Here is a 16,600-nt window from a genome sequence, read left to right on the forward strand (position 1 = left end):
AAGTTAAAAAACGGTTAAAAAAAAGCGACATTCCACATAAGGAATAATCGCATTGTTTTAAACTAATTTATTTATCCCAGCAAAATTTATATCCGAAACCCCTCACTGTATGAAAGTACTTGGTCGCTGATTGATCAGTTTCAATCTTCTTGCGTAAATTGCTAATATGCACCATAACCGTCCGCTCGTCGCTGAAGCTGTCCCAGCCCCACACCTGTCTGTGCAGTTGTTCCGCGCTAAACACCTGGTTCGGATTTTTCAGCAGAAAAAGCAATAGCTGCCGCTCCTTGGCGAACAAATCGATTAGCTCTCCCTTCACCATAACTTCCAAGCTTTGCAAATTTACCTGCAAATCGCCGCACGTAATAAGCATACTTTCTCTGTCGCGTTTTTGAACGGCTGCGGCCCGTCTGAGATTCGCTTTCACTCGAGAGACGAGCACCATCGGATCGAATGGCTTGGTCATGTAATCATCCCCGCCGGTATCTAGTCCCCAGATGATATCATCCGCTTCCCTTTTACAGCTTAGAAAAACGATTGGTATATCTGAGTGCTCGCGAATGCGCCTGCACAACTCTACGCCATCCATATCGGGAAGCACAATATCGAGAACCATCAGATCGGGCTTCTCCTGCTTCAAAAGCCCCAACGTCTGACTCCCGTCTTTCGCCATGACTACCTGCAACCCGTGATTTCGCAAGTAGAGGCTGATCAGGTCCCGAATTTCTTTTTCGTCATCGACGATTAATATTTTCGCGCCCTCTGTCATACGTCTTCTTCCCCCTCCTCCATATCGACCATAACTGGAAGCGTAAAGGTAAACGTACTTCCTTTGCCAGATTTACTTTCCACATCAATCGTCCCCCCATGATGCTCAATAATTTCTTTGCAAATCGCCAGACCGAGACCTGTTCCAGCTGAACGGCTCTTGTGTGACTCTCTTCCCCGATAGAAACGGTCAAAAACAAACGGTATATCTTCATCGTCAATGCCATTTCCTGTATCCCGGACTTTAACCTTTAAACCTAAGTCGCCCTTCTCAAGAGAACCGTACTTTTCGACGATAAGATGAATGGAGCCGCTAGCGGGCGTGAATTTTTGAGCGTTGAACAACAGATTCATCACAACTTGCTCGATTCTCACAACGTCTATCCAAACGATCAGTGGTTTATCTGCTTGAGAACCGGTATTATCGATAAACGCAAAGCTATGGCCTTCTTGCTTGATAGGTAACTCCAATTTTTCAAATAACGAGCGACAAAACGCCACTGAATCAACCGCTTGGTAATCAAACCGAACTTTCCCCGTATCGAACTTCGACAACTCGAACAAGTCGCTGATAATGCGATCCAAAATCAATGTTTTTTCATAGGTCAGCCGCAAATATCGATCACGGTTATCCTCATCCATTCGGTCCAAAACTGCCTTCACATAACCTTGAATGAGCGTAAGCGGTGTGCCCAGTTCATGCGAAATGTTGGATAAGAGATGACGACGTGACAGTTCCATTTTAACCAATTCCTGATTGATCTTCTTAATGCTTACATTGGATAATTCCAGCGCTTCGGTTCTTTCTTGTACTTTTTGTTCTAATAATTCGTTCCACTCTTGCAATTGCCCCGACATGCTCTCAACACGAGCAAAAGATTTTGAAAATTGATGCGACAAATTAACGGACTCCATAAATACATAAAACAGCATGCCAAGCTGCATCAAATCTCCGGTTGCAACAAAATGATTGTAAAATAGAATATCATTGAGCACTAATACCAAGAGGACGAGTACCGCCGCTATGTTTAGTGAAGCCCCTTCTCTTTTGCTCAGAAAAGCCCGAATAGAAACATAGATGATATAACAAATTATCAACACAGAAACAGCTTGAAAAGCCAACATACTATACGTGTATATCAACGCTGGCGTCAAGAGGATAAAAAAACTGTAGGCCACAATTGCTATAACAAACAAATCTCTCACTTTGCGATACATTTCGCCAGGGTACCGTGAGTAGGAGAACAGGATCAGCATCCATAGGGCAGCAACGACTGACAAATATTCCAAATGAACTTGAAATTCCCAAGCGATATGCGGAAACAGATAAGTGATTAACGTAGGCCCGGTGACTATCGCTCGAAGTCCCATCGCCAACGAGAAGCATCCGAAAAATAGCGGCGATCTATTCTTTCTACGCGCCAGAAAGAGGCCGATATGATATAACCCCATCGTAAACAAGCTGCCTATCATAAGTAGTTGAAACGCTATCTCTTTTTCCCGGCTAATGATCACATCTTTTGAAACACCTATGCGGAAAGATTCCCACAAGCCGCCTTTACGTTGGACGAAATTAGACACCTGAATGACTATTTCGGTCTGGGTGCCCTGTAAATGAAAAAAAACAGGTTTAGGGAAATTCGCCGGAATCATCGTTTCTTTACTCGTTCCTACCTTCCCATTCGCTGCAGCCAGCTCTCCGTTGATCCATAATTGATACGCTGTCGCGATGCTTGGAACATAGAGCGCCATATTGGTACCGTTGTCCGCAGCTGCTGTATGAATCCGCAGCCGGTAGGTTGCATAGCCTTGATTCGACAATGCTTGTCCGCCCGACTCCTGTCCCTCCCACACCTTCGGCACTAGGGCATAAGAGGGAGCATTGCTATTAAGACCGATCGTAAAATCATCGGGAGTTAACAAATGATTCCAATATAATTCCCATTCGCCATCCAGATTTTGCAACCCATCTCGCTCCCAATTCCACGCTGATAAATCGAGAATACCTTTCACTGCCTCAGTCTGAGTGCTTTTTCCTAAAGCAGATGCGCTGGGGAGTAGTAGAAATAATAGGAATGCTAGAAACAGAAAATATAATTTGTACGTTGGTTTCCTCATACGCCCACTCTTTGAAAATCAGAGAGAATTCCCAAATATTTTTTCATTCCGCTGCCCTCGCTTTCTAAAGCTCATTATATAATACTCATGCAACTGTTACGATACACTTTGGAAAAAACACCATTCTTCCGTGTCTGTACATTACGCTGACAATCCAGAACGCACATTTATATAATGACGTAGCCGTGAAGCGGGATGGCGCTTTTGCCATATAAAGCCTCAGCGGACTTTTCTGATCGAGAGCAAGCTCCGTTCACACGCAAATAACACAGCTTAACGGCTGCGTTATTTTTTTCTGTTGCGTGACTGAGTTTATGAGATATGCTGCTGCAAGATTATAGTTAATTATACAAATTGATTGTTTCATAAACCAACATAGATCCGTGATCGTCATCCGGTACAGCATAAAGCCGCAGCTCTTGACCGGCGTTCTCAATGAACACAGGATTGCGGGTAATCACGTGTCCTTGAGGAGAAAACTCAGTGATAGGTGCTTCATGAAGCATATCCAATGTTTTCATGTCTATCAGGGCTATTCCACCTAGCTCGTACGGCTTGGAATTGAGGCTTGAAGGATTGGACAGCTCAGAGATACCACTCAAAATCATTTTCCCTTCGCCTACATAATGACCATCTTGATAATCCACATAATGACTCGAGTTTTCTTTCACAAGCAGAATCTGCCCAATTGGGTTCCATTCATAAAATTTGCGTGAACCCCAGCTATGACCTACTAGCTTTCCATTTTGACCTTCACGGACCACTCCTCCGATATGATCATGGACTCGGAACGATTCTTCTGCTTTCATAGTCTTTGGATCAACTTTGTAAACAATAGATTCACTATTGGGTCGATATTCGGCGACAGGTACCCAAATATTTTTTCCATCAAAATCAATGCCGCCTGGGTGATAGATGTTCCCTTCGCCCAAAGTCACATCATTCATAAGTTTCCCCTGTTGATCAAAGACAAATAAGTGACCGATTCCCTTTCCAGAAGTACGGTCATAACCGTGTTGGGGCTGGTCATATTTTACTGGCATTTCGATAAGTTCAACCGAGGACAAATAAAAGAGATCCCCGATTCGAACCATTCCTTGTGAGTGGTAGTTGTTAAATTGTAGATCAATCTTAGCTTTTTGCTCCCATTTCGTATTGCGTGTAAGATTTTGGAATTGATCGATGAGTTTCAGACTATCCATATATATGCTTCTCCTTTCAGTGGCACCCGCTCTTTTGGTTGCTTTCCAGCTATCGTTTTAAGTTAACTCAATGAAAAATTGGAGGATCCACCGAGCACAAACAGTCTCATTGCTGTTCAGCAAGTATTCGGAGTGCACGGCTGTTATGAAGATTAATTATTTGAATGAGTATACTTTATATTCACCGTTATCTGATGAGAATCTCAATAGGTTACCATCATTGGCTACACCTTCAAAATAGGCACCAATACAACCTGTCGTGCATCTATGTCCAGATAGTAAGATATTGACCTCGTTATCAGCATGCTTGGCCTTAAGTTCATGCATAAAGGAGAAGACTCTTTTTATAAAATTAGGTACATCCTCAACACCTTGATAGAACCTAGAATCTGGAACTACTCCATTCATTTTGACTTCGCCTTTTTTTAATAAGTCAGCTTCGCCTAGATCAAATACATTGAGCCTTTCATCGATGATTGCTTTCATACCTGTTACGATCTCTGCTGTTTGAATGGCTCTTTCTTGAGGTGAGGTGTACACATAGTCAAAATCTACACTATTAAGTCTATCCCTTAATAGCTTGGCCTGTTCTATTCCAAAGTCATTTAGGGGAAAACCCATTCTCCCCTGAAGCTTCCCTTCTCTGTTTAAATCGGTTTGACCGTGCCGTACCACATAAATCAAGCAATAACCCCTCCTTGATATTGCAATCCATTAAACCCAATATACCACATATTGGAAAGAGAAGGAGTCTCAATCAAACGGATTCTTCATGCTGAAAAAGCTGCCGGATCGAACCGACAGCTTCATAGAGATACTCTTATAACAATGAACCGAGTTGCCACGATGTGTAATTGAGTTAGGACGTTTGTAGGTGGTGCTTAATGTCGCCAGCTTCTTGCCAAACGCGATGTATCATCTGGTTGCTTCCTACGAATGCCATATCAATCACCTGCTCAAATACTTGCTTGTAAGTGAATGTTTTGCACTTAAAAGCTGTTTTGGAGTGCCTTCGAATATGACTTTACCGCCATTGATACCGCCTTCCGGACCCATATCTATGATCCAATCGGCGTTTCTGATGACATCAAGGTTATGCTCGATCACAATGACAGTATTTCCGGCATCTACAAGACGATTCATGATAGCCAGTAAATGGGCGATATCCGACATATGCAGTCCGGTCGTAGGCTCGTCCATAACGTAAATACTTCCCTTCTTATGCAATTCGCTGGCCAGCTTGATGCGTTGGCACTCACCGCCCGACAGTGTGCTGAGCGGCTGTCCGAGTTTCAGATAATCCAGTCCCACGTCACTCATGGCCTGCAGCTTGCGCACAACTTCTTTGATATCAAAGAAAGATAGAGCTTGTTCAACGGTCATCTCCAGCACATCGGCGATCGATTTATCTCCCAGTTTGTAGGCCAGCACCTCTTCTTTGAACCGTTTGCCGCCGCATATTTCGCACGTTGTTTTAACGCTGTCCAAAAATGCCAAGTCGGTATAAACGACACCAAGGCCTTGGCAGTTTTCACAGGCCCCCTTGGAATTAAAGCTGAATAAACCTGGGTTCACTTTGTTGGCCGATGCAAAGGCCTTGCGCACATCGTCCATGATGCCCGTGTAGGTGGCCGGATTCGAACGGGTAGAGGTACCGACAGCCGCCTGGTCGATCACTATCGCATCGGGATGCTCTTGCAAAAACACCTCGTTGATCAATGTGCTTTTGCCGGAACCGGCAACGCCTGTCACTACGGTTAATACACCCGTTGGAATATCGACGTTAACATTGTTTAAGTTGTGCAGATTGGCGTCTTTGACGGATAGTTTGCCCGTTGCCGAACGAAAATGGTCCTTAAGCGGCATCGACTGTTTCATATGATTACCCGTCAGAGTATCGACCTGTAGCAGGCCAGAAAAGCTGCCTTCGTAAACAATGGTGCCGCCGCGGCTGCCGGCAAAAGGACCGACATCGACAATATGATCGGCTACTTGAATCACATCGGGATCGTGTTCGACAACTATGACAGTATTGCCTTTATCGCGCAGTTTTTGCAGCAATTCATTGAGCCGGTGTACATCGCGGGGATGCAATCCAACGCTCGGCTCATCAAAAATGTATACCACATCCACTAGGCTGCCGCTCAGATGTTTTACCATTTTGACACGCTGTGATTCTCCACCGGATAAAGTGTCGGTTTCGCGGTCGAGGCTGAGATATTCCAGGCCAATATCAACCAGATGCTGCAGTCTTTCCGTTAATGCTTTAACCATAGGTGCCGCTATCGGATCTTTTATTTCCTTTATGACCTCAATCAGCCGGCCTACCTCCATGGAAGATAGTTCGGCAATATTGCTGCCGTTGATTTTACAGCTGAGAGCCGCTTGGCTGAGACGAGCGCCGCGGCAAAGGTAGCATGGACCTTCTGTAATAAACGGCGCCACCATTTTCTGGGTGCGCTCCGACTTCGTTTTGACATCTTGCTTGATGTACTTGCCGCTGAACTTTGCAATGATTCCCTCTAAAGTAAATTTTACAGGCTTCCCTCCGACGTGCATTTCAACCTTATGCGGTTTGCCGTACAGAAGCTGTTCCATTTCTACCTCGGTATAATCGGCAAGCTTTTTATCGATATCAAACAAACCTGACTGGGTACAAATGTTCCAATCCCAGCTGTCAACACCATAATCAGGAAGCAAAATAGCGCCTTCTTTGAGTGATTTGGATAAGTCCAATGCTTTCTCCATGTCAACTCCAAGCTTACGGCCCATACCGTTGCATTCCGGGCACATGCCTTGCTGATCGTTGAAGGAAAAGGCATTGGCTTTACCGGCATAAGGTTGTCCGACACGTGAGTATAACAGCCGAAGTATAGGTGCAATATCGGTAATGGTGCCCATGGTCGAGTGAGCGCCTCCGCCTAACCGTTTTTGGTCGACGATAACCGCCATGCTAAGATTTTCGATTGCGTCTGCATCTGGTTGCGGAATACGCGGCAGAAAGTTGCGGACGAACATACTGAAGTTTTCATTCAGCAGACGCTGGGATTCAGAAGCGATGGTATCGAAAACGATCGACGATTTGCCGGAACCGGATACGCCGGTAAATATGGTGATTTGGCGCTTGGGAATACGTAAAGATACATCTTTAAGGTTATTTTCCCGGGCGCCGCGGATTTCTATATATTCTTGGTTCATAAGACATCTTCCTTTACTCGTATTTAGATCCTTATCAGATGAAGCGCCGCAAGAGAACGGTTTATGCATCGGATACAGCCGACATACGTGTAAAAACAGATCACTTGATGGGCAATAGAAACCATGAAGTAATCTGTTTTATGATGCGGGGCTATTTCACGATTGTACCCATTTATTGTTCCAACAACTTTTCAAGCTCTCCGCCCCATTTAACCCAGCCATACTTAGCTCCTGCGAGTGCTTGATCATTTGAGATTCCGGTTTGTTCGAGATGTAGATTAACCTTTCCGTCCCCTAAATCTTGCAGCGTCCAAGTGACAGTGTGCTTCTCTCCGCTTTCCATAGTATAGGACAATCGGTTTGGTGCGTCTACGATAAGTACTTCACCGTCAATAATTCCGTTCCACCATTCGGTCGGCTGAGTGCGAAATTGAAAACGGTGTCCTACGATAGGCTCAAAATCATTTTCCATAACCCACTTGGCAAGCTTGCTTGAATCGGTTAAAGCGGACCAAATCTTCTCGATTGATGTCGTGAACTGAAAATCCAAAGATAATGTTAAACTCATTCTTCTTCCTCCTCTAATAGTTGGTTCAAGCGCAACATATTCGTACTCCAGAATTTGCTGTAGAAAGCCACCCATTCTTGAATTTCTCGGAGTGGAGAGGCGTTTAGCCTAAATCGCGTTTCTCTGCCGACTTTTCGGTCAAGTACCAGTCCGGCATCTTTAAGGATTGTCAAATGCTTAGATACTGCTGTCCGACCCATCTGAAACTGTGCCGTTAACTCATGAAGAGGTATCTCCTCTGCCTCTGCTAACAGACGAATCAGTTGGCGCCTAGTTGGATCTGCAATCGCGTCATACACATCATGCAACTGATTGTTCTCGCTCACAACACCCTCTCCTAAATATTATTACCTAGGGACTGCCGTTTAATTATTCACAGCCTCCTTAAAGTATGCGGCTCTTAGGCAGTAGCACCTACGAGTTGAGAATTCAAAATCAGACACCATTTAGTGTCATTTTAATAATAGGTCACCATTTGATGTCGTGTCAACAATATTTTTAAACTCCACATGTAAACTCTCAGTCAGTCAACTTTTGATTATTACTAACAAAATGTAATTTACAAATTATTAATAATAAAGCTGCAACAATATATAGTTTTACATACGTCTAGGTTAACGATTCACAAAAATACAACATGAGGTGAACAATTATGAAAAAAACATTTAAAATAATCACTCTTTCTACAACTGCTTTATTATCTTTTACTCTTGCTACCCAGAGCTTTGCAGCTTCTACAGCTTCTACTTTTACAGATTTGGATAATATTGTTGCCAAAGATAAAATTATTGCATTACAACAAAGTGGTATAGTATCAGGGATCACTCCCGAGTTGTTTGCTCCTCGAACTACGATTTCAGAGGCTCAAAGCGTTCAACTTATTGTTAATGCGCTTGGACTCAATCTTGATCTGGTAAGATTTCTTAAGGAGCCAAAAGCTAACAACTATTTTGCAAAGTCAAATAATGATGCTTGGTATGCAAATGCACTCATTATCGCTGCAGTTAACGGCGTTGAGCTGCCGGCTGATCTTGACCCAGATAAAAAGTTAACTCGTGAACAGTTCACACATCAGCTTATTCGTGCTATTGAAGTAACTGGGAAACTGCCGATGATTAAACCAGTTGTTGTTGATATCAAAGATCAGGACCAAATTAATCCCGATTACTCTGGTTCCATTCAACGCGCAATTCAATATGGTGTGATTAAGCTGAGTGCAGAAGGTAAGTTTAATCCGAATGATGAAATTACACGTGCTGACGCAGCTGAAGAATTATTCAATGCGGTTGCGTACATGAAGGCTCACACAGCACCAGCTTCCAGCAGTGAAGCCTTGACAACGGCTCAAGGAGTCCTACTTATTCAAGAGGTACTTGGGACGGTCGATACTGACTTGAAATTCAAGATTGACCCGAACTCTAAGTTGACAAGAGAGTCGTTCACTTATTTGCTCATTCATACTCTTCAAACAAGCGGGAAACTACCTATGATTAAGTTAGTACCAATTGAGATTAAAGATAATGATCAAATCGATACCTTGAACTCAGGAGCCATTCAAACAGCACTTGCATTAGGTGTGGTTAAATTAAATCAGGAAGGCAAATTCAATGCGAAAGCTGAAATTAGCCTCTCAGATGCTACTGAATATATTAATAACGCTGTTAAAACCGTAAAAGGATTTGCCGAATAATAGATATATATAACCCATATAAGAGAGAGGACAAATCAGTCCTCTCTCCTTTTCTTGTTACAGCATCGTATAACATGATGTTTAACCCATTGCATAATTACGCAGTTTCTATTTAATTCCCCCAGATCCTGAAAGGTTAATTTTTACATTGACATGAAAGACTAGTTGAGGATAAACCGATGACCATCGTCCCCATTCCTTCTCACGGTGATGACGTGTTGCGCGGTACCTTAAGCCCAAACCGATGGGATCCACTCCAATAGACTGCAATTTCCTAAGTACTTTTTCGTATCGTTTAGCTTCCTCTGTTTCAGCCTCATGCTCGTAAAGTTTCCATTTTGAATAATCAAACGACTGGCTGGACTCTGCAGTTTGTCCTGTCATTTTAACATTCATCGTCAGCACGGGTTTTGATTCTTTTGCTTCATCTATAGTGTAGGTATATCCGAATTTTGAAACACTCACAGCAAATTGAACGGTATCTGTTCGCGTCTCTATATCGAATTTACTAATTTTTTTGGATAATTCATTGAAAACACGAGTCTCCTCTGGATTTAACACTTCTCTCATTTTCTCTTTATCAAAGACGGCTACTTGATCGATTAAGTACGTTCCGTTGAGTGGTTTTATGACAGGTAAATAGGGATCCAATCCTTTTTCGCTTAACCTCCTATGAAAATCAAACAAATACTCGGTCACAATAAATGATGACTCCGTACCTTCTTGATCAAAGCTCAAAAATAAACTGTCTCCAGGTAACCGTTCTGACTTGGGTTTTACTTTAAGCACTTGCTCCGCCGATGGATCACCTAAAGCCATGAATGTCATCCCTTGGATTTCTCGTCTCCGCAAAAACCAGTCGATCGATTCCCGATTCAGACGTTCTTCAGCCAAGTCCTTTCCGAAAATGATGATTTTGGATTGTGAAAAATCCAGTTCTTTATCCACTTTTGATTTGAGATGTTGAACAGCTTCCGCGATTGTTTTGGCATCATCACTAACGAATTGAAACGTATTCGTCTGACCTGGTTTGATTTGCGAGAATGGAATGGCGAGTTTTAAAGAAACATGCAGGGGTAGATCTTTATCATTTGACTTATCTATGCCAATAGCCTTAACAATAAATCGTTTATCCATATCTTTGAAACCGCAACTGGATAACAAAGGAACTACTAACAGGAATAACAACATCGTTTTCATAAGATTGGCCTCCGTTTACTTAAGACATAAACAGTTAAGACAATGAAGACGTCTATGGGTAAACGAATCGTCATCCAAAAGGAAGACACTCGGAACAAATCATCTTCACCTAAAAGACTTCCAGTTACAATTGTAGCAATACCCATCAATCCACAGCTTATCGCATTTGGAAGTACAGTAGTTACAGAAGATGTATTCGGGCTACTTCGAGGAAAACAGCTGCTAATGGTTTCAGAAGCGATATGCCATGTCACCATCGTATATAAAAAGGTAATCGCTAAAAAAATGAGTAAAAAAATATAAACAACATGATCTATAAATGCATATTTCATCTGAATCGCCTCTGCCGTAGAAACCCAAGTGAAAATATAGTCATTAACACCATCTGTGCCTAAAGTTCCAATTGGAATAATAAATGTGGACAATAACATGCCAAAACCGAAAATAGGAATCAGCCATCTGTATTTAATGTCTGTTGAGTTAGAAAATGTTCGATTAAATATCGACAAAGTCAAGTAACCCACGAATGCATAAGTAGAGACAGTTAAACTCTTCCAACTTGCAAACATCCAGGTATAGTCAAGTATGACTTTTACTGCATCATAGCTCATATGCTTATTGGTTAACGCTTTTATGATCAGGAACAAGAGTAAAGGCACACTGAGAATGAGCACAATTTCTGCACAATATAACACTGTTTTTGAGGATTGCATAGCGCCAAAACCAACTACGAATACAAAAAGCAATAGCAAAATATACGACGGTGTTTCCGGATTCAGATATCTGGATATGATGAAGGTGAAGTTGATTAGTACAAGCCCTCCGGCAATGAAACCACTTGTACCCAATATAAGCAATGAAGGAATATAGATGCTTTTGTGTAGAGAAAGCTTAAAGATTTCGGGTAGTCCCATCCCTGGAAACTTTAATAGAGAGCCGGTAAAAATGTACAAAAGTATGCTCCCAATCAAGGTTCCAAGAATTAGCGACATGAGTGCACCTTCATACCGCTCGTTAATAAGAATTCTTGGAACGTACAGAATGGAGTTAATCATCATGGTTAGTATCAGAGCGTAAAAAAAATACCGTGACAATGATTTCACCTGGTTTTTTTGTCCTCTCCTATAAACAACTTCAAATAGGGTCGACCAAAGCTTCGCAAACTCGTCGTGTATACAATAAAGAAAAATATCCCTGTTAGCACACCTACCAGCCCAAAAAATATGGCTAGAAGAACAAGTGGAAATTTAATGACCCTGAGAGAAAAACTCAGTGTATTCATTGGAATCACAAAATTGGAGATGGCTACCGCCGAAGCGATAATAATCATAATACTGCTGACCAGCCCTGCCTGTTGAGCCGCTTGCCCTAATATTAGACCACCTACGGTCGTCGCTGTAGTTCCAATAAACTTCGGAAGACGAATACTCGCCTCGGTTAACGCTTCAATTAAGAAAAGCATGAGAAAAACTTCGTAAAAAGAGGGATAAGGTACCGACGAGCGGCTGCCTGCAATTTCAATAGCTAATTGAGATCTGAAAAATTCAGGATTATATGAAACAGTCGCTACGTATAAAGCGGGTAAAGTAGTCGTAATAAACATGCCTATAAATCTCAATATCTGAAGCGGTCTAACAATCCACGGTAACTCGTAGACATCATCCATTGAAGCCATGAAGTCAAAAAATACCGCTGGTAAATTGACCGAGAATGGAGTTCCATTGAGGAGTAAAGCGATTTTTCCTTGGCTTAGATTTAATACGGTTCTATCGGGTCTTTCTGTAACCATTAAAGTTGGAAAAAATTGATGTCGTTTCGTGAGCAACATTTGGAGCTGATTGGCAGCTTGGATGACTTCCGCATCGATTTGCATAAGCTTATTTTCAAGCTGCAAAAGAACGTCCTCATCCACTCTCGTCTTATCGTAAATGATCGCTAATTCAGTTTGACTTTGTTTGCCTATTTTCATAAATTCGATATGTAAATCCTGCGAGGGGTATCGTGTTCGTAGGATTTGTACATTCGTTGCGAGATCTTCGGAAAAAGCAAATTGGGGCCCCTGAAGAATATTTTCAATTGATGTTTCTTGAGGCTGAGACGTCGGGTCTTTTTTTGCTTCAATTGCACAGGTCATCTGTGGGAAAAACAGCAATGTATAGCCGCCAATTAGCTTCTCGATCATTTGATCTTCGCTCTGAATGATCTCAAATCCCGGCAGCATTTTTAAGGCTGATTCAAACTCCGATAAGCTGCTTCTATCTAAAAAATTTTTAATGATCGCGGTATGTATATATTTTTTATCACACATGGTTGAGAAATAAACAAGGTCAACTGTTGCGTCTTTTAAATTGAGCTTTCTAATTTCTAGGTCATCGGCTCGAACCATACTATGAATTAATGTATTTAGTTCAAATGCTTGCATAAGGAAGCTCATCCCTTTTGTTTTTTCGCTATGTACACCTACTTTCCCACTATGCTGGAAAAATTATTCATTCTAGTGCAATTTACAGCAAAATAGTGTTCCTACTTCAAATGCACAGTTCTTGTACAAATGGCTTCTGCCAGATGCTCGTTATGAGTAATCGCCAGAATACCTATCTGCTCTTTTTTAGCATAATCAAGTACAATATCCCAGATTTGCGACTGAGTGATAACGTCCAGCATAGTACTGATTTCATCTGCGATAATAAATCGGGTTTGTGGCTTGAGCACTCTCATGACACAAATCCTTTGAAGCTCTCCGCCTGATAATTCATTAGGCCATCGGTTTAGAAACTCCTTACGAATCCCCATTTCCTTCCTTAAATCATCGTCGTAGTCACCCGATTCACTAAGCGTTTTACCTAGCTTCCATTTTGGATTTACCGCAAGTTCCGGATGCTGGTAAATAAGCTGAACCGGAGAATAGATGCCTTTGGAAACAGGTGCTCCGTCTATAAGCACTTCTCCCTTATCTGCTTGGATCTGCCCAGCCATGATTTTCCCCAAGGTACTTTTGCCACGTCCACTGCTTCCAATGAGACCTACTACCTCACCCGCATTAATATCAAGCGAAATATTCTCAAGTACCCAGTCTTTGCCGCCATCATATTTATAATAAATATTTTTTGCTTCTAATATCATCGCTCACTATCCTCCATATGCTACACACCATCGATGTAACTACCATAGTCCTTACCTCGAATGGAATGAAAGCCGTTTTGTGGCAAGGCATGCCATAAAGCTTTACTGTAAGGGTGCACAACATTGTCTTGAGAAGCTTCAAATAACCTGGCGTCAGCAATTTCTACTGATACTCCCTTGTTAAAGACAGCAATCTTATCCGCAATAATAAAAGCCAAATCAATATCATGGGTGATCATCAGTACTCCACAACCATTATTTGCCAACTCTTTTAATGAACTCAACGTTTCTTCAACCATTGATTTGTGCAATCCGGGTGTAGGTTCATCTGCAATAATTAACTGTGCTCCAGAGGTTAAAGCGGTTCCTATGAGAACCCTTCTAGCCATGCCTCCTGATAGCTGGAAAGGATACTTATGTTCAATGGACTCGGCCAACTGGAATCTTTTCATAATATTTTTTACAGTGTTTTTGACAGTTAGCAGCGGGCTGCCGATCTGGTGTCCTGTTTTCATAAGTGGGTCTAAATAGCTGATGGATTGAGGAATAAGGGATATTTCCCTTCCTCTAAGTGCTTCTTTTTTCTTGGGCGTAAGTTCTTCACCTTTGTATTTGATACTCCCGCTAGTGTAAGCATTTGCTGGAAGAATGCCCAGAATCGCATGTGCAAGAAGACTTTTTCCTGAACCGCTAGCCCCCACAATTGCTAATATTTCTCCAGGGTACAAATCAAGCGTAAAGTTCGATATCACTTGAACATCTTTGTGGTGCAGCCCTTTTCCGTATTGTTTAAAGTTGACCGCAAAATCCCGTACTTCCAATAATGGCTTCTTTATTTCCATAACAGTCTCCTATTCATGCGCCTTATAAGGATTAATTAGAGCTTCAACCTTCTCGCCCAGCAGATCAAATAAAATAACAATGATAAGTAAAGACAATCCTGGCATTAGAGCAATCCACCATTGTCCGGTACTCAAATATTTGAGTGATTCCGACAAGATAACTCCGATTCCCGGCTGATGCGGGGACAACCCAAATCCTAAAAAGGTAAGCGAGGCTTCATGAAGTATCGCATGCGGAAACATTAAAATCAGTCCTACCAAAAATTGCGGAAGCACATGAGGCAAAATATGATGTCTGGCGATATACCAGTTACTTTTTCCAAAGCTTCTTGATGCCAGAACATATTGACTCGATTTTAGCTGCAAAACCTCTGCACGAATGACACGTGCAATATAAGTCCAGTGGGTTAGAATGATGCCAATAATGATACCTTGTGGTCCCTTTCCCAGTACAAAAGAAATCAAGATAAGAAAAATCAAGTGAGGCAAACCCATGACTACATCGATAAGCCAATTGATGAACGTATCCAACTTTTTACCGCCTATCGCTGCTGCAACTCCCAATATAAGAGCGATAATACCGCTCGCTACAGTAGCTACTACTCCGATGATAATGCTAAGCGATAATCCTTTAACCGTTCGCAGGAACATATCGCGTCCAAACCAATCGGTTCCATAAATATGACTGAGTGATGGTTGAAGATTTTTTTCAGTAAAGCTTACACGAAGCGTCTCTTCTGTTATCAGATTCCCTGTTAGGAGAATGGTACTTAGCAATACTACGCAGAGAGCGATATAAAGTAAGGTTTGCTGCCTCCTATTAAAAAGCCTTTTGCGTAAAAGCTTGTTTGCAGCTTTATCAGAGTAGATTCCCCTCTCTTATGCGTGGATCTACCAAGGCATACAGGATATTGGCTATAAAGTTTCCAATGAACACAAATGCGGCTGCAAATAAGCTAATTCCTACAAGAAGCGGAAGGTCCCCTCTAATACCGGCATGCACAACCGCATTGCCAAGCCCCGGATAAGAAAAGATTCCCTCCGCCAAAGTAGAACCCCCGAACAATTCTGCGATTGAAGCAAATTGTAACGTAATAGCCGGTAACAGAATATTTCGAAGACCATGCCTTCTTACAATCATCCATGTGCTTTCTCCTCTTGCTTTAGCAAAGAGCGTATAATCGCTATCCAATACATCGATAAATTTGCGCCTTGTATGCATAGCTATGCTCGCAACCCCTGTCAAGCTCAAGGTCAGCGCAGGCAAAATGAGATGGTACAGCCTGTCTCCCCAACTTATATCACCTGCATACACATGAATCGGAGCACTCAGTCCTATCGGAAACCATCCCAGCTTAACTGAGAAAACTATCAGAAGTAAAATCCCTACCCAGAAGATGGGTGCTGACGCCAAAGTCAAGCAATAAAGTTTAATTACCTTGTCTACAAGCTTGCCCTTGTACACAGCACTAATAATTCCCATCACAAAACCAAGAACACCGGATAATGCCCATGCGATTCCCATTAGAAGCAGAGATGCAGAGAATTTTTCCACAATAACAGTCTTAACCGGTTGATTATAAACGATGCTGGTTCCCATGTTGCCGCTAAGGAGCCCTTTTATCCATTTGATATACCTCACAGTAAAGCTGTCATTCAGTCCCCAATATTCACGCAAATTATTTATTTGCTCCTGCGGTAGTGAAGCATGCTCTCCACCAATATAGGCTTCAATCGGATCAATCGGGGAAAACTTCATTAAGATAAAGCAAATAACCGTAACAGCAAAAAAAAGCAGGAGTAAGCGTACTATCTTTTTTATCAAAAATGTGATGATATGTACCGCCTTGGTGTGTTGGTTAAGTCTTTCATTTCTAAGCACTATTGACAT

The 16,600-nt window shown here is 42.1% G+C and carries 15 protein-coding genes; 1 reads left to right on the forward strand and 14 read right to left on the reverse strand.

Features of this window, described 5'->3' with window-relative positions:
- Positions 1-67 precede the first annotated feature (67 nt).
- The 7 genes from NV381_RS03095 to NV381_RS03125 all read right to left on the reverse strand — a co-directional run bounded on the left by NV381_RS03095 (position 68) and on the right by NV381_RS03125 (position 8,180).
- The gene (locus NV381_RS03095) at positions 68-769 is read right to left on the reverse strand and encodes a response regulator transcription factor (RefSeq protein WP_258211801.1); all 702 of its coding nucleotides are present in this window, start codon (positions 767-769) and stop codon (positions 68-70) included.
- Positions 766-2,886, reverse strand: a complete 2,121-nt coding sequence (locus NV381_RS03100; RefSeq protein WP_258211802.1) for a sensor histidine kinase — start codon at positions 2,884-2,886, stop codon at positions 766-768. Before NV381_RS03100 ends, NV381_RS03095 begins: the two co-directional genes overlap by 4 nt.
- Before the next feature lie 341 nt (positions 2,887-3,227).
- The gene (locus NV381_RS03105) at positions 3,228-4,088 is read right to left on the reverse strand and encodes a DUF6454 family protein (RefSeq protein ID WP_258211803.1); all 861 of its coding nucleotides are present in this window, start codon (positions 4,086-4,088) and stop codon (positions 3,228-3,230) included.
- 156 nt (positions 4,089-4,244) lie between these two features.
- Positions 4,245-4,772 carry a histidine phosphatase family protein gene (locus NV381_RS03110; RefSeq protein WP_258211804.1) on the reverse strand — a complete coding sequence of 176 codons (528 nt, stop codon included), beginning with the start codon at positions 4,770-4,772 and terminating at the stop codon, positions 4,245-4,247.
- Positions 4,773-5,036: 264 nt separating this feature from the next.
- Positions 5,037-7,286 (reverse strand): excinuclease ABC subunit UvrA, encoded by a 2,250-nt coding sequence (locus NV381_RS03115; RefSeq protein ID WP_258211805.1) that lies wholly within the window; start codon positions 7,284-7,286, stop codon positions 5,037-5,039.
- A 172-nt stretch (positions 7,287-7,458) separates the two neighbouring features.
- Positions 7,459-7,854: an SRPBCC family protein gene (locus NV381_RS03120; protein WP_258211806.1), complete on the reverse strand. Its 396-nt coding sequence runs from the start codon at positions 7,852-7,854 to the stop codon at positions 7,459-7,461.
- The gene (locus tag NV381_RS03125; RefSeq protein ID WP_258211807.1) at positions 7,851-8,180 is read right to left on the reverse strand and encodes an ArsR/SmtB family transcription factor; all 330 of its coding nucleotides are present in this window, start codon (positions 8,178-8,180) and stop codon (positions 7,851-7,853) included. The genes NV381_RS03120 and NV381_RS03125 overlap by 4 nt, the downstream gene beginning before the upstream one ends.
- Before the next feature lie 326 nt (positions 8,181-8,506).
- Here NV381_RS03125 and NV381_RS03130 point away from each other — a divergent pair, with 326 nt between their 5' ends.
- Positions 8,507-9,544: an S-layer homology domain-containing protein gene (locus tag NV381_RS03130; protein ID WP_258211808.1), complete on the forward strand. Its 1,038-nt coding sequence runs from the start codon at positions 8,507-8,509 to the stop codon at positions 9,542-9,544.
- A 108-nt stretch (positions 9,545-9,652) separates the two neighbouring features.
- Here the strand turns inward: NV381_RS03130 and NV381_RS03135 are convergent, their stop codons facing one another.
- The 7 genes from NV381_RS03135 to NV381_RS03165 all read right to left on the reverse strand — a co-directional run bounded on the left by NV381_RS03135 (position 9,653) and on the right by NV381_RS03165 (position 16,600).
- Positions 9,653-10,744, reverse strand: coding sequence for a Ger(x)C family spore germination protein (locus tag NV381_RS03135; protein WP_258211809.1), 1,092 nt, complete (start codon positions 10,742-10,744; stop codon positions 9,653-9,655).
- Positions 10,741-11,847 (reverse strand): spore germination protein, encoded by a 1,107-nt coding sequence (locus NV381_RS03140; protein ID WP_258211810.1) that lies wholly within the window; start codon positions 11,845-11,847, stop codon positions 10,741-10,743. Before NV381_RS03140 ends, NV381_RS03135 begins: the two co-directional genes overlap by 4 nt.
- On the reverse strand, positions 11,844-13,166 hold the full coding sequence (locus NV381_RS03145) for a spore germination protein (protein ID WP_258211811.1): 1,323 nt from the start codon (positions 13,164-13,166) through the stop codon (positions 11,844-11,846). The genes NV381_RS03140 and NV381_RS03145 overlap by 4 nt, the downstream gene beginning before the upstream one ends.
- A gap of 101 nt (positions 13,167-13,267) precedes the next feature.
- A complete protein-coding gene (locus tag NV381_RS03150) occupies positions 13,268-13,867 on the reverse strand; it encodes an ABC transporter ATP-binding protein (protein ID WP_258211812.1) in 600 nt (199 codons plus the stop codon).
- A 20-nt stretch (positions 13,868-13,887) separates the two neighbouring features.
- Entirely contained in the window at positions 13,888-14,709 is an 822-nt protein-coding gene (locus NV381_RS03155) for an ABC transporter ATP-binding protein (RefSeq protein ID WP_258211813.1), read from the reverse strand.
- A gap of 9 nt (positions 14,710-14,718) precedes the next feature.
- On the reverse strand, positions 14,719-15,360 hold the full coding sequence (locus NV381_RS03160; RefSeq protein WP_308861646.1) for an ABC transporter permease: 642 nt from the start codon (positions 15,358-15,360) through the stop codon (positions 14,719-14,721).
- Positions 15,361-15,568: 208 nt separating this feature from the next.
- Positions 15,569-16,600: an ABC transporter permease gene (locus NV381_RS03165; protein WP_258211814.1), complete on the reverse strand. Its 1,032-nt coding sequence runs from the start codon at positions 16,598-16,600 to the stop codon at positions 15,569-15,571.

Origin of the sequence: Paenibacillus radicis (ex Xue et al. 2023), from assembly GCF_024722015.1 — a bacterium.
In the GTDB taxonomy this organism is placed as follows: domain Bacteria; phylum Bacillota; class Bacilli; order Paenibacillales; family NBRC-103111; genus Paenibacillus_S.

What these genes read in the sequence shown, in the direction of transcription:
- NV381_RS03120 (WP_258211806.1), bottom strand. Translation starts at nt 7,854, where the DNA reads ATGAGTTTAACATTATCTTTGGATTTTCAGTTCACGACATCAATCGAG.
- NV381_RS03160 (WP_308861646.1), bottom strand. Translation starts at nt 15,360, where the DNA reads ATGTTCCTGCGAACGGTTAAAGGATTATCGCTTAGCATTATCATCGGA.
- NV381_RS03155 (WP_258211813.1), bottom strand. Translation starts at nt 14,709, where the DNA reads ATGGAAATAAAGAAGCCATTATTGGAAGTACGGGATTTTGCGGTCAAC.
- NV381_RS03135 (WP_258211809.1), bottom strand. Translation starts at nt 10,744, where the DNA reads ATGAAAACGATGTTGTTATTCCTGTTAGTAGTTCCTTTGTTATCCAGT.
- NV381_RS03105 (WP_258211803.1), bottom strand. Translation starts at nt 4,088, where the DNA reads ATGGATAGTCTGAAACTCATCGATCAATTCCAAAATCTTACACGCAAT.
- NV381_RS03095 (WP_258211801.1), bottom strand. Translation starts at nt 769, where the DNA reads ATGACAGAGGGCGCGAAAATATTAATCGTCGATGACGAAAAAGAAATT.
- NV381_RS03115 (WP_258211805.1), bottom strand. Translation starts at nt 7,286, where the DNA reads ATGAACCAAGAATATATAGAAATCCGCGGCGCCCGGGAAAATAACCTT.
- NV381_RS03130 (WP_258211808.1), top strand. Translation starts at nt 8,507, where the DNA reads ATGAAAAAAACATTTAAAATAATCACTCTTTCTACAACTGCTTTATTA.
- NV381_RS03100 (WP_258211802.1), bottom strand. Translation starts at nt 2,886, where the DNA reads ATGAGGAAACCAACGTACAAATTATATTTTCTGTTTCTAGCATTCCTA.
- NV381_RS03165 (WP_258211814.1), bottom strand. Translation starts at nt 16,600, where the DNA reads ATGTCAATAGTGCTTAGAAATGAAAGACTTAACCAACACACCAAGGCG.
- NV381_RS03145 (WP_258211811.1), bottom strand. Translation starts at nt 13,166, where the DNA reads ATGCAAGCATTTGAACTAAATACATTAATTCATAGTATGGTTCGAGCC.
- NV381_RS03150 (WP_258211812.1), bottom strand. Translation starts at nt 13,867, where the DNA reads ATGATATTAGAAGCAAAAAATATTTATTATAAATATGATGGCGGCAAA.